Here is a 25696-nt window from a genome sequence, read left to right on the forward strand (position 1 = left end):
ATGCGGCGACTTCCCCCTGAGGCGATGAGGGCCCGTCCGCGAGCCCCGCATTATCGCTGGACAGCTCGCTGATCACACCAGTTACTCTGAGCCGTCTCATCACCCTGCTACGCGCCCGGAGGGCCGTCTCGCAATGTCCATACCCGCGAAAGCACGTCTGGCCGTCGCAGCGGTCGCGGCAACCGCAGTCTCCGCAGGCTTCGGGATAAGCGCAGGTCCTGCGACTGCGGCGGTGGCCACCACAGTGCCGGCGCACAGCGGCAGTGGTTCGGCGAAGTCCGTGGCCGCCGATTCGTCCGCCACGCTGAACTTCGCTCCGTATACACAGTTCGCGAACGGCGGTCAGTACGACTTCTACGTCAGCTTCGCGGGGCGTGGCTGCATGGGGGTGGCTGCCTGCGTGGACCCGTCGGTTCCGGCGACGGCGACCTGGTCGCTCGACTATCAGGACACTGCGCCCGGCTCCACTCCTGTCCACGTCACCAGCGGGTCGGGCAACTCGATCGCGTCGAACGCGCGGACCCTGGTCGAGTTCCCGACGCCTGCGGCCGGGGCGAAGGGAGCGTGGCGGATTTCGATCACCTTCACCGATACGACCGGCGGCAGCACGCGGACGTGGTCGAACTACGTCTTGATGGACTACGGGAACTCGGGGATCGCCCCGGGCGGGCCCTCGGGGTTGGACGCGGGAACGGCGGACTACGGCGTCGCGGTCGGCACGCCGATCACCATCACCGCGACCGGAGGCTATGTCGCCCCCGGAAGTAGCAAGCACCAGGAGATCTTCGACTTCGGCGACCCCGGCGGAACGAACAGCGTGCAGACCGTGGACGTTCCCGCGGCGCCGGCCGGCACGCAGCCGACCACCACGGCCACCTATACGTATTCGAAGCCGGGCACATACTACGTCCTCGTCAGCACCTTCGACGGGGTAAACCAGTCTCCGCCGTACGCCATGGCCGTGACCGTCACCGCGGACTCGGCGAACCTCGTGGTGAGTCCGACGACCGGTGTGGCCTCGGTCGAGAAGCCGCTGGTCGTCACCCTCGACGGCACCGGATCCAAGGCCGCCCCCGGTGCGACGATCACCAAGTACGCGTTCAGCTGCCAGGTGCTGATGGGGAGCGGGACGTGCGGGTCGCCCACGCCGGTGCCGGTTCCGGGGCAGCCGGGTAAGGCGACGGTGACGTTCGACCAGGTCGGGGCGGCGCAGATCGGACTGACGGTCACCGACTCCGACGGCAACGTCGCCCAGGCCCCGTTCCAGACGATCAACTACGGCCAGGGCCCGTCCGGTCCGGGCTTGGGCACGTTCGGCTTCGCAGTCGGTCCCGCCCCGCTCACCGCCTCCGCCGACCTGCGGCAGATCAAGATCGACCCGTCGGCGGATCCGGCCTCGACGAAGTACACCATCACTTGGGGCGACGGGCAGACGAGCACGTACACCGGTGCGACCCTGCCGCCGGGACCCGCGACACACACCTACGCCGCTGCCGGCCGCTACAACGCCTCGCTCCGAGTCGACGACGGCCTCGGCCTCAGCGGCTCCGTCCAGACCATGAGCCAGGTGCTGGACATCGCCCCCGTGCCGCCAGCGCCGCCCGGGCCGACGCAGGTGATCCGGCTGGCCGGCCAGGACCGCTTCGACACCGGCGTGCACGTCTCCCGCTTCGCCTGGGCCGACGCCGGTGACACCGCGGCTGGGGCCGGGGCGCACCCCGACGCGGTCGTCCTGGCCACCGGCCGCGCCTTCCCCGACGCCCTCGCCGGCGTCCCGCTGGCCTCCAAGGTGAACGGCGACCTGCTGCTCACCGACCCGGCCACGCTGACCCCCGAGGTCCGCGACGAGATCCGGCGGGTCCTGCCCGCCGACGGCAGGCACACGGTCTACGCGCTCGGCGGCACCGCGGCGATCAGCCCGGGCATCGTCAAGGAACTGACCAGCCTCGGCTACCACGTCGACCGCCTCGGCGGCACCGACCGCTTCGCGACCTCGCTGCTCATCGCCCACACCATCGGCGACCCGTCGCACGTGGTCGTGGCGCGCGGCGACGACTTCGCCGACGCCCTCTCGGCCGGCCCGCTGGCCGCCGACCTGTTCGGCACCGGCAGCGGCACGTCGTACACCCCTGCGGCGATCGTGCTGACCAACGGCCCCACCCTCGACCCCGCCACCAAGTCCTACATCCAGAAACGCCTCACCTCCCACGACCTGTCGGTCGTTGCAGTAGGCGGCGACGCAGCCAAGGCGATCGCCCCCCTCCCCGGCCTCGTCGGCACCGGCCCGAACCCCAACGCAATAGCAATCTTCGGCGCGAACCGCTACGAAACCGCCGCCGACGTCGCCTCAGTCTTCACTCACGTCGACCCCCGTACCCCCCTCGGCATCGCCACCGGCACGAGCTTCGCCGACGCCCTCACCGGCGGCGCCTTCATGGCCCTGACCGGCGGCCCCCTCCTGCTCACCGACCCGAGCACCGAATCCTCCGCAACCCGCGACGCGGTCCTGGCCGAAGGCCCGTCCGCCTCCGCAGTACTGGTCTTCGGCGGCCCGGGCGCGGTCTCACCGGCGATCTTCAACCAGCTGATCACGCAGGTCGGCGGCGTCGGCCACGTGTTCTGAGCCGACGGAGAACAAGAATGCGGCACCGTCTCGAAGGACGGTGCCGCATTCGCAAAACAATCAGCTCACGAACTTCGCATGGACGCGAGTTCAGTTCCCGCAGGCTCCACTCGCTCTCTTGCCTTTGCAAGCCCCGGCCGTCGTCGTCGCTCACACCTCGCCGCCCGCCAATTTCGTTGAGCCCACACCTGTGATCGTTTTGGCTGACGGCACTGAACTGTCAGTACCGCTGGTGTCCGCTTGGCCATAGCGCTGTCGCCGGGAGAAAACGTGCAGGACATTGTCGTCGACCCCGCTGCCCACAATCGGGCTGCCTGGGACAAGCTTGTCCAGGAGGGCAACGAGTGGTCGAGGCTGGTGAGCGCTGAGGCTGTCGAGCGCGCCCGCGTGGGCGACTGGTCGGTTGTTCTCATCGGGCATGAGCCCGTCGACCGCTCCTGGCTGCCGGCGGACCTGAGCGGCAAGGACGTGTTGTGTCTCGCCTGCGGCGGGGGCCAGCAGGGTCCGATTCTCGCCGCCGCGGGCGCGCGAGTCACGGTGTTCGACAACTCGCCGCGCCAGCTCGGGCAGGACCTGATAGTGGCCGCGCGCGACGGGCTCGAGGTGCGCACCGTCCTGGGTGACGTGCGCGACGTCAGTGCCTTCGGCGACGCAGCGTTCGACGTTGTGTTCCACCCGGTCTCGAACTTGTTCGTCCCGGACGCGGCACCGGTATGGCGTGAGTGCTTCCGCGTCCTGTGACCGGGCGGGACACTGCTCGCTGGCTTCCTCAACCCTGATGCGTACTTGTTCGACCACGAAGCCCTCGACGAGCACGGCGAGCCAGTCGTCCTGCACAATCTGCCCTACAGCGACGTCGCGCAGTACTCCGCCGAGGAACGCGCCGCGAAGTTCGGCGCGGACGCACCTCTTGACCGCACCAGTACAACGCATCCGCCCAATACATCTCGCATTATTTTGCGACGATGGCTGTCAAGCCAGGTTGGCCCAACCTGCGGCGCCGGCCAGGACGGCCGTGAACAACCAAAACTGACCTGCCGAAAAACATCCTGGGACACGCTTCCAGCCGGCACTACCGGGTCGGACGACGAGATACGCGCTTGCCACCGATCAGACGAACATGTTGCTGCTTCGCTACGCGAGCGCCTGGATGTAGGCGATACGTCCCGCAATTGCTGCCGTGAGGTTGCGTGTGGACACCGCGGGCACGGGCTCCCCGTGGATACCTTCACCCTTAACCGAACTAATGAGGCAAGCAGCATCGTAGAGGCGTTCACGTACGAGACGCTCGAAGAGAATCTCGTAGCGACGGGTATACGAGGAGTCTCTAAAGGCAGGGTCCGTCGGGTACAGAGGCTTGCCCTGGTCCCGCACGGACGTGGTTGACCCGAGTGCGCGCTCGATGACGAACACGAAGCCTAGCCAAGGCTTTGTGGCACCCACCAAGCCCGCCTCGTAGGCACGCCAGAGGTCGACCGCATTGCCTATGGCCTCTTCCGTTCGGTTGTTGAAGTTGTTCCCGAACGAGCCAACTTGGGACTTGCATTCGATCGCCGCAACCAGGATGTCGTTGTAGGTCACTACAATGTCCCAGTTCTTAGCGCGTCGGTAGAAGCCGGGCAAGGGAATGGCGCCCGTCTGCCTCACCTTTGCGCCGATCGCCTTCAGAGGTTCGAACTCAGCCGCGATCAAGTCCTGCAAAGCGGTCAGATGGAGACCACCGGTTGCACTTCCCCGCGTGCCCGCATCGACCTTGCCGGACTCGATCTGCTTCTGCGCCTGGAGGTCCCGGCCGGTCCAGAACGCCTTGACCGCCGCGTCGTAGTCTTCGTAGCTTGCCGTCACGTTGCGTCTTCTCCGCCTGCTGTCATTCGTATTTCGTCAGGTCAGTGCCATAGGTACCCGCGTTGAACAATCGCTTGTTCAAAGACTCTGCGTTCTCCGGGTGCGCCCCCCTAGGTCGGTAGGTGATCCAAGCCGTAGACCCGCAGCGCAGCTTCGGTAGCTGCAGCCGTGTCGCGCCGCTCGAAGGCATCGACCAGTGCCGCACAGTCCGTCTCAGAGATCTGCGACGGGTCAGGCACTCGAATCTTACGCAAGTACTGGGCCTGGAAGCGAAGCGTTCCGCCGCGCATCTTGACCGCGTATGCCTCGACGAACGCTTCGGCCACCTTGGATAGCAGCAGACCGCCCAGGACCCGAAGGTCCCAGGTGTCGGAGATGATGTAGTAGAGGTTGTGGTGAGGGTACAGTCCGCCCTGGTCAAGCACCGGATGAATCGTCAGCTTCATATCAGGGAAAAGTAACTTCTGACGTGCTGTGAGCTTGTGATCTACCTTGTCGATGGTCTTGTACCACCGTTCGGGCTGCTTCACCGCTACGTACCGCCGACGCAGGATCTCCGCGTGGCGAGCGAAGTGAGACTGAAGGCGAGGGTATCCCCGTAGATCGACCAACCCCCCGTCCGGCGTCCATGGGTTGACCAGGTAAGTTCCGGACCAGTGCAGGGCACCGTCGACGGTATCGCGAACCATCGCCATCGGGAGCAGCCTGTCGAGTTCGACTGCATTAGTGTCCTGAGTAATAAACACCGCATCCGCCCCCGTCGCGATACCGATGCCTACTCTGGTTCCGGTCGACTTGTCCTCCAACAGCGGGAACCGGTCTGACAAGTCTTCAAGCATCGCCAATCTGGCCGGCGATCCGGTCGGCCAGAAGCCGCCATCGGTGAACAAGTGCGGCAGCCGAGCAGCTTGAGCTGCCGATGAGGCGTACGTCGTCGACTCGCACTTATCGGTAATCCATGCCAGCAGCTCTCTCGCCTGCGGCTCGCCGAACTGCTGGGTCGTGTCGGCGTTTACGGAGCATCCTTGCGGTCGATTCGCGATGACAGTGATCGCCGGATACGCCGAGACCTGCTCGTGGAAGGCGTCAACGTCGTGCATCGTCAGGACCAGCTCGACGCTGAAGCGCTGTTCGACGTAGCTGCGCAGGTTCCGCCCATATTGGTTGCGCATCCACCGGTCGGCACAGATGAAGCCGAGAACTCCACCGGCCTTCAGGCTGCGCAGCCCGACTTCATAGAATCCGACATAGACGTCAGCTCGTCCTCCCATGGTCGAGCACGCAGACCGGTAGCGGTCCATACGCTCATCCGGAACGTCTTCGAGCCTGATGTAAGGCGGGTTGCCCACGACAAAATCGACCTTGAGCTCGCTGGGGATCCGAAGCAGGTAGTCGCCCTGCCTGATCCACGACTTCACGACCCTGTCGATCTCATCGCCGCCCCAGCCGTCGGCCATGAGCTGTTCGGCAACAACTCTCCGGGTAAGCTCAACGTTCTTCTCTAGAAGGTCGAAGGCTTCGATCGCATCCACTGCCTCAAGCAGCGACCGCCCGCGAGCCTTACATGATGCACTGAGGCGATCGACGATCGCCGTGAGGAAGGCACCCTCCCCGCAGGCCGGCTCGGCAACACGTAGGGCAGCCAAGTCGAGGTCCGCCGAATAGCCGACAAGGTCAAGGATCAGGTCCACAACCCACCGGCGAGTGAAGACCTCGCCATGTGAGATGGCGTCACGAAGCGTCTCGGACACAGCGAGCTCATCGTCAATCACGTCAAAAAGCGGAACCGTTGCCACGTCCCGACGATACAGGCCGCACCTCGACGAGCTGCCAGAGGTGCCACCTGCGTCGCACGAACTGATGGCTCGACCGAGCGCGGACCGCATCGTCCGCACCACCCCGACCAGCGTAGGGAGGCCATTCGATGCCGCGAACCCGTCGACACCGCGCGAACGCGATCCCAGCGCCCGGAAACGAGAAATGCGGCACCGCCTCGAAAGGCGATGCCGCATTCGCAAAACAACCAACTCACGGACTCCGCGTGGACGCGGGTTCAATTCCCGCCGGCTCCACGCCCTACCGCACCTATAAAACAAGTGGAGCTAATGTTGACCTACTTGAACACGCCTGACCTGCCGAAATGCGTTGACGGCGCAAGTTGAGCAGGCATGCAATCGAGTCATCCGGCGGCGCTGCCATGTTCGTCAATGACGTCGAGATCGGGCAGCGCGCCGACGATCCTCATCGTCTCCACGCTGACGGTGACGATGCGAGCCAGCAGGTCGACGATGTAACGCGGATCGTTGGACCAGTCGTTCGGGTCGTTGACGATGCCGCTGTCCTTGTGCGTCTTGACCTGGTAGCGGTCGATGATCCACTCGATGGCGCTGCGGCCACCAAGCTGATAGTCGTACGCTTCGGCGGGGATGTCACTGAGCACCACGTGAGCGTTATAGCGGATCTTCGACTTGTCTTCCTTCGAGGGGTAGCGCATCTTCTCGACGCGGTACAGATCCTTCGCAGATGATGCGGTTCCAGTGACGGTCTCTGTCACCGGATAAAGCTCAACGGACTCGTAGTTCAGGTGCAGGTCGGCAAGTGCACGGCCAGCGACGGCGAAGCCCGCGAAGTCGCGGACCCTCGGGATGCGTGGAAGCGACTTCTTCAGGTCGGCGGCGAAGTCTTCGCGATACGTCGGCGAGTGGAGCACAGCATAGACGTAGTAGAAGATGTCGTCCTTGGTAACCGACGTGCCGAACGCCTTCTGGTACGACCTCAGGGTAGCGTCCGTGATGTTGTCGATGCGGGTGTAGCCAGGGGCGTCGGAGGCCGCGGAGAAGAGGTCGTGCTGGGACTCGTCGTAGCGGTAGCGCGGGTAGAACTGGCCGTTGCTCGACCCCCAGTACGCAAGGTCAGGCAACGCATTCGTTGCATGAACCGAGAACGGCTTGTCCGAGCCCATGCCGACCACGTAGAAGCCGATATTCGCCATTTCCGGCTCGGGGAAGATCCGTCCAATCTGGTACACCATGTCGTTGAAGTCAGCGCTAAAGTAGACGTGCTGCTTCATGAATGGCCTGTAGGACCCAGTGAAGTACCGATCATCACTCAGGCTCAGCGACTCGAACCGTCGGATTCGCGCACGGTCTACACGGTTCCAGCTGAACTTGGTGGGGTCGAGGTTGATGAACTTCGCGACATCCTTTTCATTGGGGGTGATCCCGGCGGCCTCACAAGACGCCTTGAATGCGGTGGACTGCTCGTTGAAGAACCCCATCGCGCGTGCGATGTTCCCCTTGAGGTTCTGCTCGGAGAAGTTGTAGACCCACGCGTCGCGGCCGGACTTCAATCCCGCCGAGTACGTGCCGAACACGCCAGCCTGCTTGGCGGTCTTGTCGCCGATCTCCTGGAACGTGTCGAACCGGTCGTCACGGTGGTTGATCCAGTCGCCCTGTGGGCTCGGCTCGATCTGCTCCCACTCAACAGACTCCAGGTCCTGTCCGGCGAGGATCGCCAGCTTCTGCTCTTTGCTCAGGAAGTCGCCGATGTCCCGGTAGAACAGCCGACAGCCTTCCTGTCCGCCCGTGGCGGCTTCACCGCCTCTCTCACGAGTAGCAGGATCGCCACAGTGTTCTGGCTTCCCTCGCCAAAGACTTTTCCGCCCTCGCGTCTCCACTGCGGCGTGCGCTGGTTTCCCCGCAGGTTGTAGCAGTAAATGGCGTCGTACTCGCTGACCAGGGTCTTGCGCAGGCCGTCGGCGGTATTTCCGTCGATATACCCACCGTTGGAGACGAAGCAGACGATGCCCTCGTCCTTGATCCGGTCGGTGGCCCATCGGATGGCCCGGATGTAGGAGTCGTATAGCGAGTTCTTGTTCGTCGCCGTGGACAAGGCCGCATACGTCGCGCCGATCTTCGCGTCGAGCGCCTCGTACTTCAGGTTCTGGTTGTTGTCGTTCTGGCTGTCCTGCCCTACTGAGTATGGCGGGTTGCCGACGATGACGCGGATGTCGAGCTTTTTCTGCCGCTCGGCCCGGTCATGGTTGCCTTCCAGTACGATCGGCAGGGTCTCCTGTCCGCCTTCGGCGAGGTGGAAGGTGTCAGTCAGGACGATCCCGTTGAACGGGACGTATGTCTCACCGGCTTCGGGGGCCTGCATCCGGTATCGGTGGTGGAACGACGCCTCGATGTTGATGGCGGCGATGTAGTAGGCCAGCAGCAGGATCTCGTTGGCGTTGAGTTCCTGCGTGTACTTGCGCAGCAGATCTTCGGGCTTGATCAGGCCGGATTCCAGAAGCCGGACGATGAAGGTCCCAGTGCCGGTGAACGGATCCAAGACCTGAACGCCCTCGCTGGTCAGCCCAACGCCCCAGTACCTGACGAGGGCTTGGTCGGTGGCGCGCAGGATGAAGTCGACAACCTCGACCGGGGTGTAGACGATCCCGAGCGCGTCGGCGGTCTTGGGCAAGGCGGTCTTGAAGAACTGCTCGTACAGTTCCGTGATGACTTTCTGGCGGGCCTCGTGGTTGTCGATGCCCTCGGCGCGGCGGCGCACCGAGTCGTAGAAGCCTTCCAGCTTGGCATGTTCGGTGCCGAGCGTACGGTCCTCCAGCGCTTGGAGCATCGAATCCATGGCCAGGGACACCGGGTTGTTCTCGGCGAACTGGTATCCGGCGAACAGTGCCTCAAATACTGGGCTGGTGATCAGGTGCTGGGCGAGCATGTCGACGGCCTGCGCGTCGGTAACGCCGGGGTTTATGGCGTCGCGTAGCTCGGTCAGGAATGTCTCGAAGCGCTCGCGCTTGGCTGCGTCTTTCAGCGCCTCATTGATCCGGTTGACGTGCTCCTCGGCGAGGTTGGCGACGTCCTTGGACCACTGCTGCCAGTACTGCCGCTCGCCGACCTTCTTCACGACCTTGGCGTAGAGCGCGTCGCTCCACTCCCCGAACGGCAGCGCCAGCTGCTGAGGGTCCAGGTTCGGCGCGATGCTGTCGCCGTCTTCGTCGCCGACCATCATCAGCATGAGGTTGGACGGCTTCTCCTTGTTCAGCTCGATCTTGTTGACCATCGCGTTGAACCGCTCGTCGTGCGACCGCAGCGCCTGCAGGACCTGCCACACGACCTGGAAGCGCCTGTTGTCGTTGAGTGCCTTCTCCGGAGGCATCCCGGCCGGGACCGCAACCGGCAGGATGATGTAGCCGAAGTCCTTGCCGTCAGCCTTGCGCATGACACGACCGACAGATTGCACCACGTCAACCATCGAGTTGCGCGGGTTCAAGAAGATCACCGCGTCCAAGGAAGGCACATCCACACCCTCGGACAGGCAGCGGGCGTTGGTCAGTATCCGGCAGTTTCCGTCGCCCGGTTCGTCCTTGAGCCAGTTCAGTTCCCGATTGCGGATCAGGGAGTTCATGGTGCCGTCTACGTGGTGGACGTCGCAGTGCACACCGTCGTTGGGGCCGTTACGGAACTGGTCGACCGTCTCGCCGAAGAGGCTGGCGATGGCTTTGGAGGCGGCGATATTTGCGGCGAACGCCACGGCCCGCTTCATCGGAGCCTCGCCGACGGCGAAGCCGTTGCCGCCCTCAGCGTCATCGCCGGAGCGCTTGGACAACGCGTTCCAGCAGCCGACGATCTTGCACTGGTCCTCCAGCTTTAGCTCGCCATCCTCGGCGAACTGGGCCTGGAAGTGGGCGCTGACGTACTGCTCGTCGATCGCCAGGACGATGACCTTGTAGTCGGTAAGCAACTTCCTCTCCACCGCCTCGCCGAAGCCGAGGCGGTGGAACTCCGGGCCGAATTTTGTCTCATCGTCCATCGAGACCAGCGTGGCCTCGTTCCGACTGGCCTGTTCCTTGCTGCTGTCGCTGTACAGGCGCGGCGTTGCCGTCATGTAAAGGCGCTTGGCGCCGGCAATGAAGCCATTGTCGTGGATCTTGACGAAGTGCGAGTCGTCCTCGCCGGACAAGGTGACGCCAGTCGTACGGTGTGCCTCGTCGCAGACGATCAGGTCGAACTCGGGCAGGCCCTTGGCCTGGGCCTGGCTGATCACGTCGATGGATTGGTATGTGGAGAAGACGACGCTCAGCTCGCCCGCGCCAGCCTTGGACGCCACGATGCGCTTCGCCAGAACATCGGGGTTCGTCGTGGATGGCAGTGCCAGATCGTGCGCACGGATGTCCTGGGTGTCGTCCTTCGTCGCCCGGCTGGTGGCCTTGGCGTCGGAGCAGACGGCGAAGGCGTGCAGGTTCAGGTCGGCGTTGTCGGTCCACTCGCGCAGTGTCTGGGACAGCAGCGCGATCGACGGCAGGAGAAAGAGCACTCGTGTGGCATCGTCACCCTCATCGCCCAGCACCTTCTGGTTGGCGATCTCCTCGGCGATCTTCAGCGCGGTGAAGGTCTTCCCCGTACCGCACGCCATGATCAACTTTCCACGGTCCCGCGCCGTGAAGCCCTCGATCACCTTCGCGATCGCTGTCTCCTGGTGCTCGCGGGGCTGTTTGCGGTCCTTACGATGAAATGCGGACGGATCGATCCGCAGGTCCGCAGTGATCGTGATCGCGTCCCAGTTGATCGAACTGTCGGTCAGCTCGGCCAGCCCGATTCGCGAAACGGGCGGCTGCTGGTCCCGGATGGCATCCTCGGCGTTGGAGTTCCACTTCTCCGTCGTGGAGACGATGAGGCGGCTGGCGAACTCGGCCTTGCTAGACGCGGCCAGGAAGGAGTCGATGTCGGGCTTAGTGATGGCGTGGCCCGGCTCATAGAACTTGCACTGAATGGCGCAGTAGCCGCCGCCTTCGCGCTCCTCGCCTACCAGGTCGATCCCAGTATCCGGCCGGCTGCCGTTGCCGGGCCAGTCCTTCCAGCGCCACACCTTGTCGAAACGGTCAGCGAACAGCGCATCCGTCGTCAGAAACCCGAGCATCAGCTGTTCGAACAGCGATCCTCGCTCCGAGTTACTGGTCGCCTTCGTACGGATGTCCGAAATCACGTCCTGAACCGAGGTGACCACTATTCGTCCTTCGTCTGGCAGCCGTGTTCGATAAAGCGCGCTGAGTGCTCGCCAGCCTATCGGTCGCCTCCGACGCACACCTGCCCGCAGCGGCAATTCGCCGGTAGTGGCACGGCTATCGCCTCTCCACTACCGGCGCGACGGCCGCCTGCCAGTGGGGCAGCGATCAGTTCGCCAGCTCCCGAGCTAGCCTCGCCGCTACTTCCCTTACTGCCGTGTATTCCGGCTCCTCATCCGTCGCCCACGCCAGGAACTCAGCACAGCGCCACAAACGCATGACCTGCCCATCCCGGGATTCCAGGTTCGCCTGCAGGCGCTCCATGACCTCGTCGGCGACCTCCGGTATCCGCAAGGACCCGAACCACAGTGTGGCTGCGTCCAGACCTCGCGGCGCAGCCCCGAAGTCCTCCCAGTCGAACACCTCGAACTTCGGCCCGGTGAGGTTCGGCCAGTTGAAGTCGGCGTGAGCGGTTGTCCACTCTGTGATGGTCGTGTCCACGTCCGGGAAGACCTTCGCAATCGCTGCGCCGAAGCGGTCGCCGGTGGCCGGTTCCAGGTCCGGAGTCGCACGGCGGTAGGTCTTGTAGGCCGCGAGCGTGTTCAGGGCCGAGCTGAGCGCGGCCCACCAGGACAGCGGCAGCTCCTGAGCCGCCTGCGGCTTCCCGATCGGGCGTCCGACGATGAGGTCGGTCTCGTCGGCGCGCCACCGCACGCCTCGTTCGGTGTCCAGCCAGGAAGCTCCCTGGTGCCAGGCCGGCATTGGCAGGCCGGTGATCCCGGAGGCGGCCTCAGTGCCCCAGCCCTGGTCAAGGGGTCGGTCGAGGCCGCGACAATCCACCCTGACCCATGTCCCACGGTCCGAGGGGAACCCGATGGAGCGGCGCTTGCGCACGGAGCCCTCGGTGTCGAGGCGCAGCGCGAGCGTGGCTTGCACGCGGTCCAAGACGTCATCGACTTCGACCTTGCGTAGGTCGAGGCGTTGGTGGGCGGGCGCGCCGGTTGTGGTCATGCCTTGACTCCTTCCGTCTCCTCGACGCTAGCGCGCTGGTGAATTAGGGAGCGGTATTGCGTGATGACGCGCGGGTTCACGTCGAGGTAGGTTGCCGCGACGAGGTTCCGCAGGTGTTCGGTGTGCGATGTGCCGACCGCGACCGCTGCGACCCTCGGCAGGTCGAAGGCGACTGCGAACGCCGCCTCGACGCGGCTGGCCTTCCGGTTCGGGGACATAAAGAGGGTCGGGTCAACCGCACTCCAGACCGGATCGGCCCATGAACCGCCAAACGGCGCCATGCCGCGCAGTTCGCCCGGCCGGAGGGACGCGGCCAGTTCCTCGGCGGCGGTGAGCACGGCTGTTGGCACCGACAAGCCGCACCGCACCATTAAGACGTCTGGCGGCTCGGGGGACGGGTAGTCGAGCAACGGCCGAGGATCCCAGGTGGAGATGCCCCAGGTACGGCAGATGCCCTGGTCCCGCAGTCGGATCATGGTTCGGCAGGCCGAGGTGAACCATGCCGGCGAGTTCTCCGGATTGTGCAGCAGCAGGGTGTCAGGGACGCTGCCGAGTTCGTCGACGGTGCGCAGCGCGGCTTCCCGGAGCCGGGAGGCTGTCAAATCGTGCCCGTCGGGGAAGAACCCGACCTTCGTCGTGATGTCGAAGCGTTCCAGGAGCGGCCCGGCGGCCTCGGCCAGCTGCCGGTGTCCGGTGAATCCACCGTAGTTGTATGCGGTGTCGAGCGCGGTCACGCCGCTGCGGAGCGCCGCGCGCAGAAGCTCATGGTCGGGAGCATTCCGGTATAGCCCGAGAATGATCCGTCGGTGTTCGGCGTCAGCGGCGCGCACAGGCCCTCCTGGATGAGACGTTCGGCGAGACGGATGGCGGCCGGGTCAGCGTCGGCAAGGTCGACGGGGTGGCCGGACAGAAGTGTGCGGAGCCACGGCTCGGCCCGGGGAGCCAGAGAGATCCGTTTGCCTCCGGCGCGAACTTCGACCGTGGTGTCGGTAGCCTCGATGCTCGGCTCGTACTCGGTCACCGCAGCCACGGCCGCGACCTCGCCGAAGGCACGTATCCAGGGCGTATGCCGGGCCGGTGGTGTCGAGTCCCGCAGTCGTGCCAGGTATGCCGCCGGGGGTACGTCACATGCCAGGTCCAGCAGCCGGGTCGCCAGTTCCTTGCCGCCGGGGGCGTCCGGTCCTTCGAGGTCAGCGCGGAAGCGGACGTAGTCGCGTGCTGCATCAGACAGCCAGTTGAGCCACGTGATCCCGGTCCGGCGTGTGATCCCGAAGGTGCAGTGCAGCGACAGTCCGTCTCCGGATCCGACGCGGGTCGCGGTGTGCCACCAGCCGCGTGGGATGTGCATGACATCGCCGGCCTTCATGGTCCCGGCCCAGACGACCTCCTCCGAGGGCTCCAGGTTCCGCTCGGCGTCCCGGTACATCGGCGCGGGCCGTGACGCCTTGCGCACTTCCCACGACTTCTCCCCGGCCAGTTGCACCGCGATCACGTCGTGGTCGTCCCAGTGCAGGTTGAATCCGGCGGTGTCGCCGACGGCGAGATAGGTGTTGACCGAGACCAATTCGCCGGACCACCAGCCCAGCGCGCGGCAGGCGACCTCCATGGTCGGGTCGAAGGTGTCGAGGGAGTCCAACACGAGCGTCCCGCCGCCGTTGAGCACGGCGCCGACGGCGGCCATGTCCGCGCCGGACCGATTGCCTGCGCCGGTTGGTGGTCGTGGACAGGTAGGCCGAAGGGTGCAGTTCGTTGCCTTCGGCGTAAAACCGCAGTTGCGGGTTCTCCAGGTGTCGGGTCTTGACGACCTCCAGCAGTCGCGACGGGGTCATAAGAGCCTCGCGCAGGTCGTTGTCCGGAAGTTGGCCGCGGAGGAAGGCCGAGCCGAGGAGCCCCGGCCCGTCCCAGCCCAGCGCCTTGCAGATGTTCGCGACGAGCCGGTGCTCCATCGTGCCTACGCCTCCTTCGGCAGGTTCAGGTCGCGGTTCTCGCCGTCGTCGCCGGCCGAGTTCTGCGAGCTGGTGACATCGCTGCGCTCGGACTCCTGCCGGTCGTGCGCGACGGCCAGGGCCTCGACCGTGAGCACAAGGTCGTCGTTCTCGGTGTTGGGCATGGTGCAGTCCTCCTTGATCATTGAGGGGTGTTGGGCGGGATCTCAGCGCGGCCACAGGCACTCGGCGTCGTGGCTGTCCCGCAGCAGTTCAACCATCTCGATGGTCGCCACGTCGCGGGACTTCCAGCCGCAGCGACAGCGCGCGAGAAACCCCGGCGAGGCGTCCGGTCTACCGACAGTCCGGAAGATCTGAACGCCCTCTACCTGCGGGTGGATCGCGTAGCCGGGTGATTGAGCCTGCTGAGATGCCATGTCTTGGACGGTAGGAGTCAGTGACCGTCGGCAGCGAGCATGTTGCTCAAGGTTGCTCGGAAGTTGCCTGGGTTTCTTCCAGCACCCGCTGGACGATGCTGCGGGCGGAGGCGCCGTGGCGGGCTTGGCCGCGCATGTGGTCGAACAGCCGGATGTACAAGGCGATCTCCGCCGGGCGGGTCACCTCGATTCCGGCCGTGGGGACCTCGAGAGCGGCCAGTTCGTCGTCGAAGACCCAGAAGCCGGACGATGGCACACCCGATCTGCGGTGCATGAGCGGGATTACGCCGACCGACACGTTGGGTAGGCGCATGCACTCCAGCAGGTGCTGTAGCTGTTCGGTCATCGTGGTCGACGTGCCGAACCACGTTCGTAGCGCCTGCTCTTCCAACACGATCTCGAAGCGCTTCGTGGGCCGACATAGGACCGCCTGCCGAGCGGTGCGTACCGCCACGGCTTCGTCCATGTCGTCAGGTGCTTGGAGGAAGGCGAACCAGAAGGCCAGCATTGCTTGTGTGTAATCCTCGGTCTGAAGCAGGCCGGGGATCACGTTGTGCTCGAAGATCCGGAACAGCGACGTTGCTTCGTACCGCTCAAGCGTGTGGGAGCCGAGCACCTGCCGCATGCCGGCACGGGAGGTCTGGCGGTACTCGACGTACGCCGATCGGGCTGAGCGAAGCGTGGCCATCAGATCCGCGAACTCATCGGCCGCATCACATGCGCGGCACCACGCGCGGACATCAGCCTGCGACGGCTCCTGGCTGCCGTGCTCGATCTTGGAGACCTTGGTGAAGTGCCAGCCGCACGCCGTGGCCAGCGCCCGCCCCGTAAGTCCTGCTTCCAGGCGGAGGCTTCTCAGGCGCTGGCCGAATGCTTGGCGTGCTTCCCTGGCCGCGCTAGACGGGCTGGTAGACACCGTGAGGCACAGTCAGCGGCCACACCGCGTCGAACGCGGCCCGGCAGCGCCGCAGGTCGTCTGGATCGGTGGACACCAACCGGTCCACGGACATTCCGTCGCCGGTGTAGGTGAGGAACACAGCGATTGCGTCGTCCAGCAGGTAGAAGTCGTTCGCTGTGACCAGCGCCGATCCGAGAGCGTGCCGGGGAACCCAGCGGATGTCTTCGCCGGCATCCACCATCGGCTGAGCAATAGCGTGTGACCAGCGCTGGTAGTCGCACAGTGGCTCTGAGACGATCCGGGCACGCTTCACCGACCGGCCCGCAGCAACGTGCTCGCGCAGCGTCGCGCACCAATCATCCAGCCACGCCAGATCGTCTGGTTCACCGTTCAGCCACTTCGCCATGTAGGGCAGCTCGATGGCGGTGCCGTACGCCTCGCGGGTCTCCAGGTGCGCGGCCTCCCTCTTGAAGCCGGTCCTCAGCAGTTCTTGGAACTCACCTTCACTGATCGACTCCATCGGCCCCACTAACGCTCCTCCCGAAAAACTGGATCATCCGATCCGGGATCTCAACCGCCGACTCGCCATCCGGAATGTCCATGGCGGCCAGCGCGTCCAGGTCCGTGATGACCCAGCCCTGCACCACCCACGACCCGCGATCGGTGCGATAGACGGTCGGGGAGCCGTTCGGATTCGACTCCGGATCCTTCCCGACAAACGTTAGCTTCACAGCGCACCCCATTCGGAGAAGTTGCCGCATGTTGCCCGCGACTACGGACACTGCGAACCTACCGACTACGCGGCGTACGTCAAGCGACACGATCCGTCTCGATCGGACCTCACGGCTGTCATGGGCTGCCTACGGCGTGCCTATGGGTGTCTCGCGCCGTGCGTATCTCGTGCGCACTCACGCGGGCGCACCCGGTCGCGTTGAGGTTAGAAAACGGCTGGTCGGCGGTGAAAGTTGCACGCCTCGCGGCCGGGGGATCTGCCGGGGCGCCTGCTCACGGTACGCGGTTACTAAACTACTTTCCTCAAGCGGTTGACATCAGCTTTGACGGCATGACAATCTGCCTCTTCCGCGGCGTCAGACTTGTCCGGCCGCAGATGACGGTCATCGACCGTATGTTGGGCTTATGGCCATCTGGTAGGGCACGCCGGTGTCTGATCAGCCAGGTGCCGCGCAGCGACTGCCGTCCACCCGCCAGGTGGGAGAAGGGCACGGGCGCGGAGGGACAGCTCGCCGGATAAGTCGGCTGTCACCCCAGGGGTTCGGTGCGCATGTTGCCGAACGGCCGACCGATACGCGCCTCAGGTGGCGCGAAGGCCGTCCTTGGGACGCTTTAGGAGGCGGGCTCGGGATCAAGGCCACCGAACCCCCGTCGCCGCAGACCGCCCTGGAGGTGGCCTGTGCGTGCTCAATGCAAAAGCAGTTCCCGTATTCGTTCCGGTCGATCCCGAACGATCGTCCACGCGCCTTCGAGCGCGGCATCGGCGAAGGTCAGCGCCGAGAGTTGCACGCCGGTAGCACGTTGGCGGCCGACCTGGCCGTCCCGCGATGCTGCCCACTTTCGGGTTGGCATTCCGGTCGGCAGCAGTGGCGGCAGCCGGGTCGGCAGCTTTGAAGTGCCGACCCTACTAGCGCCGTTCACGCTGGTCAGCGCACAAATACGCACGGCCTGGCGGGTCGCGACGTATATCTGTGTGTGCATGTACATCTCCGATATCCGTTCGGGGCCGGGCGCCCGGGGGCGCATGTACTCCACCGGTGCCGGTGGTCATCGCTACAGCTCCACCCCGTGCCGGCGTGGCGTACTCGCCGAAGCTGCGCCCGCCCGTCGTCGTTTCGCGTCCTCAGCACTGCGCGGTGATATCTGCACCCGCGGCCTTCGGTGGCGGTGCGCGTGAGCCGCCGCCGTTCGCCGTCCGGCGGCGCGCCGTCGCAGTTCGCGCTGGCGCACGCCGCGAAGCATCTCACCGAGCGCGACCGGGACCTGCTGACTGCCCTGGCTGTGCATCGGGTGCTGACCGCGCCGCAGTTGACCGAGATCGGGTTCGGCTCGCCGACGACCGCCCGGCACCGGTTGCAGATCCTGTGCGAGCAGGTGAAGGTGATCGCCCGGTTCCGGCCGTTCGCCGAGCGCGGCTCCAACCCCTACCACTACGTGCTCACCCCGCTCGGGGCGCACGTGGTCGCGGTGCAGCACGGCGAGGCCGAGCAGACCGAGAAGTACCGCTCCCGTGCCCGCCGTGATGCCGACCTCGCGGTGTCACCCGGCGCGCAGCTCAAGCACACCCTCGGGGTGGCCGGGCTGTACGCCAGCCTCAAGCGCGCCGAGCGGCAATCCGGCGGCGCCGCCGCGCTGGCCTGCTGGCGCACCGAGCGGCACTACAACCCGGACGGCCGTTCCAGCAGCCGGGTCATCCCGGATGCGGTGGGCTGCTTCACCGAACGCGTCCCGGCCCACCCCGGCGGCGTGGCGCTGCCCCGACGCACCTGGTTCGTGGTCGAGTACGACACCGGCACTGAGAAGCACGAGGTGCTGCTCGCCAAGCTGAACAAGTATGGCCAGCTCCTCGGTGATGGATTCGAGCAAGAGTGGGAGCGCGAGCAGTTGTTCTGCTGGCCACATAAAGCCGCCCAGCCTGCCGTGACGGTGCTGTTGGTGTTCGCCTCGCCGCTGCGGGAGCAGAACGTGCGCGCCGCCCTGCTCGACGACATCGCACAGCGCGGCCTGCGCAAGTTCGGCGTCGCCACGGCCGTTTATACGCCGGGCGTCGACGCGGCCGGACCGATCTGGCAGCCGCTGGGCAGCGCCGGGCTGGACCGCGCCAGACCGCCCCGGCTGCGATTGTCGGCGCTGGACGCTTCCTTCGCCGAGGAGGTGAAACGGCACCAGCCCAGACCCGCCCCGTCCCGGCATGACATAGAAGCGGCAGCGGAATTCGAGCGCGCGCAGGACGCGGCGTTCGGTCTCGACGACGACGCGGAGGCGGCGTGACCGCCGGGCCGGGCACGACCCGGCCCCACTGCCCCCGCACCGCAAGCGGCGGCGCTAGCAAAACAGGGATCTGCGATAGCAGTCCGGGGTGTGGCTGCACCCGGCCGCGCCGCAGAGCCCTGGCCGTCACCGCCGAGGCCCCACTGCGCGACGACGTCCACCCCGACATGATCGCGCAAGTGCTGCTCGCTATCGCCGCCGAACAAGCGGCCGCCAGCCCCGTCAGGCGACGTGTGCCGCGCCAGCGCGCCGCCTGACACCAGTTGGGCCGCTGCCGGGTGTTCCGCCCGGCAGCGGCCCGCTCCCCGGCACGGCGTTTGCGCAGGTCATCGAGTGTTCAAGCGCTCGATAACCGGGCGGGATCGAGCTATGGTCGATGCCCCGCACCGATCACCACATTGTCTGGAAGCTGAGACATGACCATCACACATCCGTTCTCCACGACCCCCTGGCCGGCCGACCGTCCCCGGTTTCACGTCACCTGGCTGTACACCGCCGACGACCGCCCGGCCGTGTTCGCCGGATCCTGGATCGCCCCCGGCGACTACGCGCCGGGTGGCAAGTGCGGGCTGTACTTGGACCTCGTCCGGCGCGAGGGCGGCGCAGTCGCGGTCGCGATGGTCGCCGACCGGCCCGACGTCCATGCCGCTACCGAGACTCTCGCCGCCTGGGCCGCGCTGCCCACCGACCGGTGGGCCGACATCATCGCCCCCACCGTCGCCGCACATCCGTGGATCGGCACCACTCACTACTACGAGGAAGAAAAGCCCCTGCTCACCCGATGGCAGCGAGCGGCCCTCGCCTGGGCCATCGTCGGCCGATAGCCCCCGCTACCCGCCCGTCCGGCCTCGCACAACGTCAGGACCCATAGATGACTGCCACCCGCCACCGCACCCTCGCCGCCGTGACTACCCCCGCCAAGCGCGCCGTCCTCTACCTGCGCGTCTCCACGGCAGGCCAGGTGAACACGGACTACGACCCCGAGGGCATATCCCTGCCAGCGCAGCGCTCCGCCTGCCAGAAGAAGGCGGCCGAACTCGGCGCGGCCATCGTCGGGGAGTACGTGGAGCCGGGCCGCTCGGCCACGACCGTCGAGGGACGGCCGAAGTTCGCCGAGATGATGGCGCGGATCAAGGCAGAGAAGGATGTCGACTACGTCATCGTCTACGCCCGCTCCCGCATGCACCGCAACAGCGTGGACGCCGCGATCACCAAGCGGGACCTGCGTAAAGCCGGAGCCGCGATCGTCTCGATCATGGACTACACCGAGGACAACGCCATCGGCGACCTCGTCGCCACCGTCCTCGACGGCGTCAACGAATACCAGTCCCGAGCGTCCGGGGCGGACATCGCCTACAAGATGGGCCAGAAAGTCGCCAGGGGCGGCGCGATCGGCCGCGCCCCCATCGGCTACCTCAACGTGCGCGAGCAGTTCGAAGGCCGGGAGGTGCGCACCATCGGCGTCGACCCCGAACGCGCCCCGCTCGTGCGCCTCGCGTTCGAACTGTACGCCACCGGCACCTACGGCTACCACGCCCTGCGCGACGCCCTCACCGACGCGGGCCTGCGCACCCGGCCGTCCAAGCGGCACCCGGCCGGGAACGAGATCTCCATCCACAAACTCGGCACCATGCTGCGCGACCGCTTCTACATCGGCTATGTCCGACACAAGGACACCGAATACGCCGGACGCCACGAGCCGATCATCGGCGAGGAACTGTTCGCCAAGGTGCAGGAGGTCCTGGACGGGCAGCGTGGCGGCGGCACCCGCGCCAGGGTGCATCACCACTTCTTGAAGGGCACCGTGTGGTGCGCCCGCTGCCACAAGCGCCTGATCCTCATCCCCGGCAAGTCCAAGAACGGCACCCGCTACTTCTACTACCTGTGCCGGGGCAAACAGGACCACACCTGCGACCTGCCCTACCTGCCCGTCGAGGCATGCGAGCGGGCCGTGGAGAATCACTACACGAGGATCAGCCTTCCGGCCGAGCTGCGGCAGCGGATCACGCAGGCAATGCACGCCGCCACAGGCGAGGACGGCGACGCCACCACCGCGCTCCGGACCCAGATCGAGAAGCAACTCGCCGCCCTCGACATCCGCGAAGACCACTACCTCGACCTCGTCGGCAACCCCGACTGGCCCACCGAGAAACTCGGCGCCAAGATGCGCGACCTGCGCGCCGAGCGCGGACAACTCCAGGCGCGGTTCGCCGAGACCCACCGCCCGGACCTGTCCGGCGGCGCGGCCAACATCGAACACATCCTCGACCTGCTCACCGACCCCCACGGCATGTACATCCGGGCCGGGGAAGCCTCAAAGCGCGTCCTGAACCAGGCGTTCTTCACCCGCGTCTACCTCGACGCCCTCAACCCCGACGACCACGCCCCAACCGCCACCAGCGACACCCTCACCGAACCGTTCGAGCCGTTCGTCACCGTCCACCGCCGCCGGGCGCACCTCACGGCCGTCCCAGCGCCGTCCGGGAACGACAACGGCGGCACCACCGCGAACGATGATGCCGCCGTACCGAAAACAACAGCGGCGCTACTTGCCACCGCCCTTTCGGGCAAGTGTTCAAGTAGCGCCGCTATGGTGGAGCCGGCGGGAATTGAACCCGCGTCCATCGGCGACTTGTCAGGGCTTCTCCGGGCGCAGCCTGTGTTCGCTTTTCTTGGCCCCGGCAGTCTCACAGGCACGCTGCTGACAGGCCCAGCCACATTGGTGTCCCGCCTGGCCCTGTGGCCGTGTCAGGCGGTGGATCCTCCTCATGATGTCTTACCGGGCCGGAGGCGCTCCCGGGTCGACAGAAGCCATTACCTGATTATTGTCAGGCGGCGAGACCGTAAGCGGTCTGCGACTTCAGCTGCGTCTTGTTGGCAGTTATTTTTTGTGCAGCGTGTGGTTAACGAGATCATCGCTGCTTCCTCGGCCCGCTTCCCCTGCCAAAACGTCCGATGTCGAAACCGTTCGGCCCCTTGTCGGACGACTCTGGTCGGAAACGTTTGGATTTCTGACGCTTGGTCGTCTCTGTGTAGTTGTCAAGCAGTCGGCTCCGGTTTCCCGGGGCCGTGATCCAAGGGTAGCGGTTCGGGCGGGCAGACTCCAGCGGGTTCGCCGTGGGCGAACTGGCGGCGGGGGCTGGCTGCCGGTGGCGCGGTGCTTGGGCTGGGCGCCTGGTCAGGGCTACTTCCGGCGGTTGTTGCGCTTGAAGGCGGCTGCCATCGCGCGCTCGGCTTCGCGCTTGTTCTGGCGCTCCATGAGGGTCTGGCGCTTGTCGTAGGTCTTCTTGCCTCGTGCCAGGCCGATCTCGACCTTGACCTTGCCGTCCTTGAAGTAGAGCTCCAGGGGGATCAGCGTGAGGCCGGTCTCCTTGGTCTTGCCGATGAGCTTGTTGATCTCGGCGCGGTGCAGCAGGAGCTTGCGGTTGCGGCGCGGCGAGTGGTTGGTCCACGTGCCTTCCGCGTACTCCGCGATGTGTACGCCCTGCAGCCAGACCTCCGCGTCCTTGATGACCGCGTAGCCGTCGACGAGGCTGGCGCGGCCCGCCCGGAGGGACTTGACCTCGGTGCCGGTCAGGGAGATGCCCGCTTCGTAGGTGGCCTCGATCTCGTACTCGTGGCGCGCCTTCTTGTTGCGGGCGATGACCTTCTGGCCTTGTTCCTTCGGCATGGGGTTCATTATCCCCGAAGAACGCCGCTAGACCTTCAGGTATTTCCGTAGGGACAGGGCGCTGGCGCCGACTGCCATCAGCAGGCCGACCGGGATCAGGATCACGACCGTCAGCATCACCTTGTCCCAGCCCACGTAGCTGGTGGAGGTGAAGTTGGGCGCGAGCACCCGGTCGATCAGGAAGTACTTGAAGCTGATGACGCCCAGCGCCGCCACGGCGACGCCTCCCAGGCCGGCGACCGCGCCCTCCATGAGGAATGGCAATCGGATATAGAAGTTCGAGGCTCCGACCAGGCGCATGATGCCGGTCTCGCGCCGTCTGCTGAACGCGGACAGTCGGACCGTGTTGACGATCAGCATCAGCGCCAACCCGACCATCACCACCGCGACCGTCGTCGCCGACACCGTCAGGCCGTTCAGGAGTTTGAACAGTGGTTGCAGCACGGCCCTCTGGTCCGACACCGTCTCCACACCCTGCTGCCCCTGGTAGCTGCTGATCATCGCGTCGATGTTCTCAGTGCTCGGGTCCTTCAGCTTCACCCGCAGCGAGGCCGGGATCTGGTCCGGAGTCACGTACTCCGACATCGCGTTGCCGTTCTGGCTGCCCTTGGTCATCGCCTGGTAGCGCACGAACGCCTCAGCCTGGGTCTCGCTGAAGACCTGCTGGACCAGCGGGTTCGCCTGCAGCTGTGCCTGCAGGGTGTTCATCTGGTTCTGCGACGCCTGGCCGGAGGCGCAGGTGGTCGGATGCAGGTTCGGGTCGTCCTTGGTGCACATGAACACCGTGACCTCGACCTTGCCGTACCAGAAGTCCTTCATGTGGCTGGTCTGGAACAGCATCAGCAGCGCGACGCCGAGCATACCGAGGGCCACGGCAGCGGAGACGATGACGGCGACGGTCATCGTCAGGTTGCGGCGCAGACCGATGAAGATCTCGGACAGGACGAATTGTGCGCGCATAGTGGGTCGGGGCTCCTACGTGAGTTCTGCTTCTAGTGCTGCGGATTCGTGGGCGCTCTAGCGGACGTATCCGTACACGCCGCGCGACTGGTCGCGCACCAGGTTGCCGCTGTCGAGCTCCAGGACGCGCTTGCGCATCTGGTTCACGATGGCCTGGTCGTGGGTCACCATCACCACCGTGGTGCCGGCGCGGTTGATCCGGTCCAGCAGCTTCATGATGCCGACCGAGGTCTCCGGGTCCAGGTTTCCGGTGGGCTCGTCGGCGATCAGCACCATCGGGCGGTTCACGAACGCCCGGGCGATCGCCACGCGCTGCTGCTCACCGCCGGACAGTTCGTTGGGGAACCGGCCGCCCTTGCCTCCCAGGCCGACCAGGTCCAGCACTTCCGGCACCGCCTTGTTGATGGTCGGCCGGGACTTGCCGATGACCTCCAGAGCGAAGGCCACGTTCTGCTCCACCGTCTTGTTCGGCAGCAGACGAAAGTCCTGGAACACCGTGCCGATCTGCCGGCGCAGCTGCGGGATCTTCCAGTTCGACAACTTGGCCAGGTCCTTGCCGGCCACGTGCACCCGGCCGGCCGTGGGCCGCTCTTCACGCAGGATCAGACGCATGAAGGTCGACTTGCCGGAGCCGGAGGAGCCGATGACGAAAACAAACTCGCCCCGCTCGATCTCCAGCGAGATGTTCTCCAGCGCCGGACGGTTCTGGCTCGGGTAGGTCTTGGTGACCTTGTCGAATCGGATCATGCTGGCATCGCCTCCGCGACAAGCGCAGCCTTCAGGAAGCCCCCGCGGGCACTTATGCGTACGCTCGGTCGTAGTGTCACAGTAGAGATGACAGTACACGCCGGAAGTAGGGGTTCATGGCCCCTTCGCCCGGGAACCACAATCCGCACCGGCTGCCGGCGGGTACGGAACACAGGAGGTGAGGCGGCATGTGCTGTGAGCACCTAGTTTGCGCGAACTGCGCAGGTCCGGTGTCCGAGGGCAGGTGCAGCGTCTGCCGTGGCCAGAGGGCCCAGATGCACGGCCAGTCCGGAGGCATGTCGTTCTCGGCGATGACCGCGGTCCTGTTGACCTTGCTCGTGGCTGTGGCTTTTCTCACCGCGACCATCCATTAATGGATCATCGCTATACGTGGTGCCCATATACATGAGAAAGCCGCTATATAGCGCAGAGTGAGCTATATAGCGGCTTGTGTCGCTTTTTAACCGTTTTCCCGCTGCTTGCGCCAGCGGATCCCGGCCTCGATGAACTCGTCGATGTCCCCGTCGAGCACCGCGGTGGTGTTGCCGGTCTCATAGTTCGTGCGCAGGTCCTTCACCAGCTGGTACGGGTGCAGGACGTAGCTGCGCATCTGGTTGCCCCAGGACCCCGACGAGTCGTCCTTCAGGGCGTCCATCCTCGCCTGCTCCTCCTCGCGCCGCCGCTGCAGCAGCTTGGCCTGGAGCACGGCCATGGCCGAGGCCCGGTTCTGGATCTGCGAGCGCTCGTTCTGGCAGGACACCACGATCCCGGTCGGCAGGTGCGTGATGCGCACCGCGGAGTCGGTGGTGTTGACGCCCTGGCCGCCGGGGCCGGAGGAGCGGTAGACGTCGACCCGCAGCTCGTCCTCGGGGATGTCGACGTGGTCGGTCTGCTCGATCACCGGCACCACTTCGACGGCCGCGAACGAGGTCTGGCGCCGGCCCTGGTTGTCGAACGGCGAGATACGCACCAGGCGGTGCGTCCCCTGCTCGACGGAGAGGGTGCCGTACGCATAGGGGGCCTTGACCGTGAAGGTCGCGGACTTGATCCCGGCCTCTTCGGCGTACGACGTGTCGTAGACCTCGGTCGGGTAGCCGTGCCGCTCGGCCCAGCGCGTGTACATGCGCAGCAGCATCTCGGCGAAGTCCGCGGCGTCCACGCCGCCGGCCTCGGCGCGCAGCGACACCAGCGCCTCGCGCGCGTCGTACTCGCCGGACAGCAGCGTGCGCACCTCCAGCTCGCCGACCGCCTTGGAGACGTCGATCAGCTCGCCCTGCACCTCGGCCAGCGTGTCCGCGTCGCCCTCGGCCTGGCCGAGCTCGAAGAGCACCTCGACGTCCTCCAGGCGCCGGTTCAGCGTGGAGAAGCGGTTCAGCTCCGCCTGCATACCCGACAACTTCGAGGTCACGGCCTGTGCCTTGGTCTGGTCGTTCCACAGATCCGGGGCCGAGGCCTGCTCCTCCAAGTCCGCGATCTGCGTGCGCAGCCTGTCCAGGTCGAGCACGGCCTCGATCGAGGCCATGGTCGCGCGGAGGTTCTTGAGCTCTTCGGAAGGATCTGTAGCCACG

Annotated in this window: 20 protein-coding genes, 1 other RNA gene and 3 pseudogenes; 5 read left to right on the forward strand and 19 right to left on the reverse strand. The window is 65.7% G+C overall.

The features are described 5' to 3' along the window. The first annotated feature begins 232 nt into the window (after nt 1-232). Both ABH935_RS38575 and ABH935_RS38580 read left to right on the forward strand, forming a co-directional pair. The gene (locus ABH935_RS38575) at nt 233-2623 is read left to right on the forward strand and encodes a cell wall-binding repeat-containing protein (protein WP_370382931.1); all 2391 of its coding nucleotides are present in this window, start codon (nt 233-235) and stop codon (nt 2621-2623) included. Between the two features lie 270 nt (nt 2624-2893). Continuing rightward, a pseudogene (locus tag ABH935_RS38580) lies at nt 2894-3642 on the forward strand (class I SAM-dependent methyltransferase). A gap of 115 nt (nt 3643-3757) precedes the next feature. Here the strand turns inward: ABH935_RS38580 and ABH935_RS38585 are convergent. The 13 genes and pseudogenes from ABH935_RS38585 to ABH935_RS38645 all read right to left on the reverse strand — a co-directional run bounded on the left by ABH935_RS38585 (nt 3758) and on the right by ABH935_RS38645 (nt 17461). Next, complete coding sequence (locus tag ABH935_RS38585; RefSeq protein ID WP_370382932.1) at nt 3758-4468, reverse strand: PaeR7I family type II restriction endonuclease; 711 nt, start codon at nt 4466-4468, stop codon at nt 3758-3760. Nucleotides 4469-4578: 110 nt separating this feature from the next. After that, the gene (locus ABH935_RS38590) at nt 4579-6264 is read right to left on the reverse strand and encodes an Eco57I restriction-modification methylase domain-containing protein (RefSeq protein WP_370382933.1); all 1686 of its coding nucleotides are present in this window, start codon (nt 6262-6264) and stop codon (nt 4579-4581) included. A gap of 383 nt (nt 6265-6647) precedes the next feature. Further along, entirely contained in the window at nt 6648-7841 is a 1194-nt protein-coding gene (locus ABH935_RS38595; protein WP_370383004.1) for a type ISP restriction/modification enzyme, read from the reverse strand. Nucleotides 7842-7999: 158 nt separating this feature from the next. Further along, nucleotides 8000-11479: a DEAD/DEAH box helicase family protein gene (locus ABH935_RS38600; protein ID WP_370382934.1), complete on the reverse strand. Its 3480-nt coding sequence runs from the start codon at nt 11477-11479 to the stop codon at nt 8000-8002. Between the two features lie 166 nt (nt 11480-11645). Next, nucleotides 11646-12488: a hypothetical protein gene (locus ABH935_RS38605; protein ID WP_370382935.1), complete on the reverse strand. Its 843-nt coding sequence runs from the start codon at nt 12486-12488 to the stop codon at nt 11646-11648. Then, entirely contained in the window at nt 12485-13318 is an 834-nt protein-coding gene (locus ABH935_RS38610) for an aldo/keto reductase (RefSeq protein ID WP_370382936.1), read from the reverse strand. Before ABH935_RS38610 ends, ABH935_RS38605 begins: the two co-directional genes overlap by 4 nt. Further along, nucleotides 13219-14434 (reverse strand): annotated as a pseudogene (locus tag ABH935_RS38615) (JmjC domain-containing protein). The gene ABH935_RS38610 and the pseudogene ABH935_RS38615 overlap by 100 nt, the downstream one beginning before the upstream one ends. A gap of 5 nt (nt 14435-14439) precedes the next feature. Further along, nucleotides 14440-14598: a hypothetical protein gene (locus tag ABH935_RS38620; RefSeq protein WP_370382937.1), complete on the reverse strand. Its 159-nt coding sequence runs from the start codon at nt 14596-14598 to the stop codon at nt 14440-14442. Nucleotides 14599-14640: 42 nt separating this feature from the next. Further along, a complete protein-coding gene (locus ABH935_RS38625; RefSeq protein ID WP_370382938.1) occupies nt 14641-14850 on the reverse strand; it encodes a hypothetical protein in 210 nt (69 codons plus the stop codon). A gap of 46 nt (nt 14851-14896) precedes the next feature. Next, a complete protein-coding gene (locus tag ABH935_RS38630) occupies nt 14897-15766 on the reverse strand; it encodes a helix-turn-helix domain-containing protein (RefSeq protein WP_370382939.1) in 870 nt (289 codons plus the stop codon). Further along, a complete protein-coding gene (locus ABH935_RS38635) occupies nt 15747-16268 on the reverse strand; it encodes a DUF6879 family protein (protein WP_370382940.1) in 522 nt (173 codons plus the stop codon). The genes ABH935_RS38630 and ABH935_RS38635 overlap by 20 nt, the downstream gene beginning before the upstream one ends. After that, on the reverse strand, nt 16252-16479 hold the full coding sequence (locus ABH935_RS38640; protein ID WP_370383005.1) for a hypothetical protein: 228 nt from the start codon (nt 16477-16479) through the stop codon (nt 16252-16254). The genes ABH935_RS38635 and ABH935_RS38640 overlap by 17 nt, the downstream gene beginning before the upstream one ends. A 688-nt stretch (nt 16480-17167) precedes the next feature. Further along, entirely contained in the window at nt 17168-17461 is a 294-nt protein-coding gene (locus tag ABH935_RS38645) for a hypothetical protein (protein ID WP_370382941.1), read from the reverse strand. Nucleotides 17462-17653: 192 nt separating this feature from the next. On the opposite strand from ABH935_RS38645, the gene ABH935_RS38650 reads away from it, so the two are divergent. The 3 genes and pseudogenes from ABH935_RS38650 to ABH935_RS38660 form a co-directional block, all read left to right on the forward strand. Then, nucleotides 17654-18751, forward strand: a complete 1098-nt coding sequence (locus tag ABH935_RS38650) for a replication-relaxation family protein (RefSeq protein WP_370382942.1) — start codon at nt 17654-17656, stop codon at nt 18749-18751. Between the two features lie 416 nt (nt 18752-19167). After that, on the forward strand, nt 19168-19575 hold the full coding sequence (locus ABH935_RS38655) for a hypothetical protein (RefSeq protein WP_370382943.1): 408 nt from the start codon (nt 19168-19170) through the stop codon (nt 19573-19575). Nucleotides 19576-19622: 47 nt separating this feature from the next. Beyond that, nucleotides 19623-20654, forward strand: a pseudogene (locus ABH935_RS38660) (recombinase family protein); the annotation flags it as partial. A 411-nt stretch (nt 20655-21065) separates the two neighbouring features. On the opposite strand, the gene ABH935_RS38665 reads toward ABH935_RS38660, so the two are convergent. The 6 genes from ABH935_RS38665 to prfB all read right to left on the reverse strand — a co-directional run bounded on the left by ABH935_RS38665 (nt 21066) and on the right by prfB (nt 25695). Further along, on the reverse strand, nt 21066-21194 hold the full coding sequence (locus ABH935_RS38665; RefSeq protein WP_370382944.1) for a hypothetical protein: 129 nt from the start codon (nt 21192-21194) through the stop codon (nt 21066-21068). A gap of 148 nt (nt 21195-21342) precedes the next feature. Beyond that, nucleotides 21343-21727: a transfer-messenger RNA gene (ssrA, locus tag ABH935_RS38670) on the reverse strand. 208 nt (nt 21728-21935) lie between these two features. Then, the gene (gene smpB, locus ABH935_RS38675) at nt 21936-22421 is read right to left on the reverse strand and encodes an SsrA-binding protein SmpB (protein ID WP_012785626.1); all 486 of its coding nucleotides are present in this window, start codon (nt 22419-22421) and stop codon (nt 21936-21938) included. A 27-nt stretch (nt 22422-22448) separates the two neighbouring features. Beyond that, nucleotides 22449-23381 (reverse strand): permease-like cell division protein FtsX, encoded by a 933-nt coding sequence (gene ftsX / locus ABH935_RS38680; RefSeq protein WP_370382945.1) that lies wholly within the window; start codon nt 23379-23381, stop codon nt 22449-22451. A gap of 57 nt (nt 23382-23438) precedes the next feature. Beyond that, nucleotides 23439-24128: a cell division ATP-binding protein FtsE gene (gene ftsE, locus ABH935_RS38685; RefSeq protein WP_370382946.1), complete on the reverse strand. Its 690-nt coding sequence runs from the start codon at nt 24126-24128 to the stop codon at nt 23439-23441. 460 nt (nt 24129-24588) lie between these two features. After that, on the reverse strand, nt 24589-25695 hold the full coding sequence (gene prfB / locus ABH935_RS38690; protein WP_370382947.1) for a peptide chain release factor 2: 1107 nt from the start codon (nt 25693-25695) through the stop codon (nt 24589-24591). Between the last annotated feature and the right edge of the window lies 1 nt (nt 25696).

This window comes from Catenulispora sp. GAS73 (assembly GCF_041262085.1).
Lineage (GTDB): Bacteria > Actinomycetota > Actinomycetes > Streptomycetales > Catenulisporaceae > Catenulispora.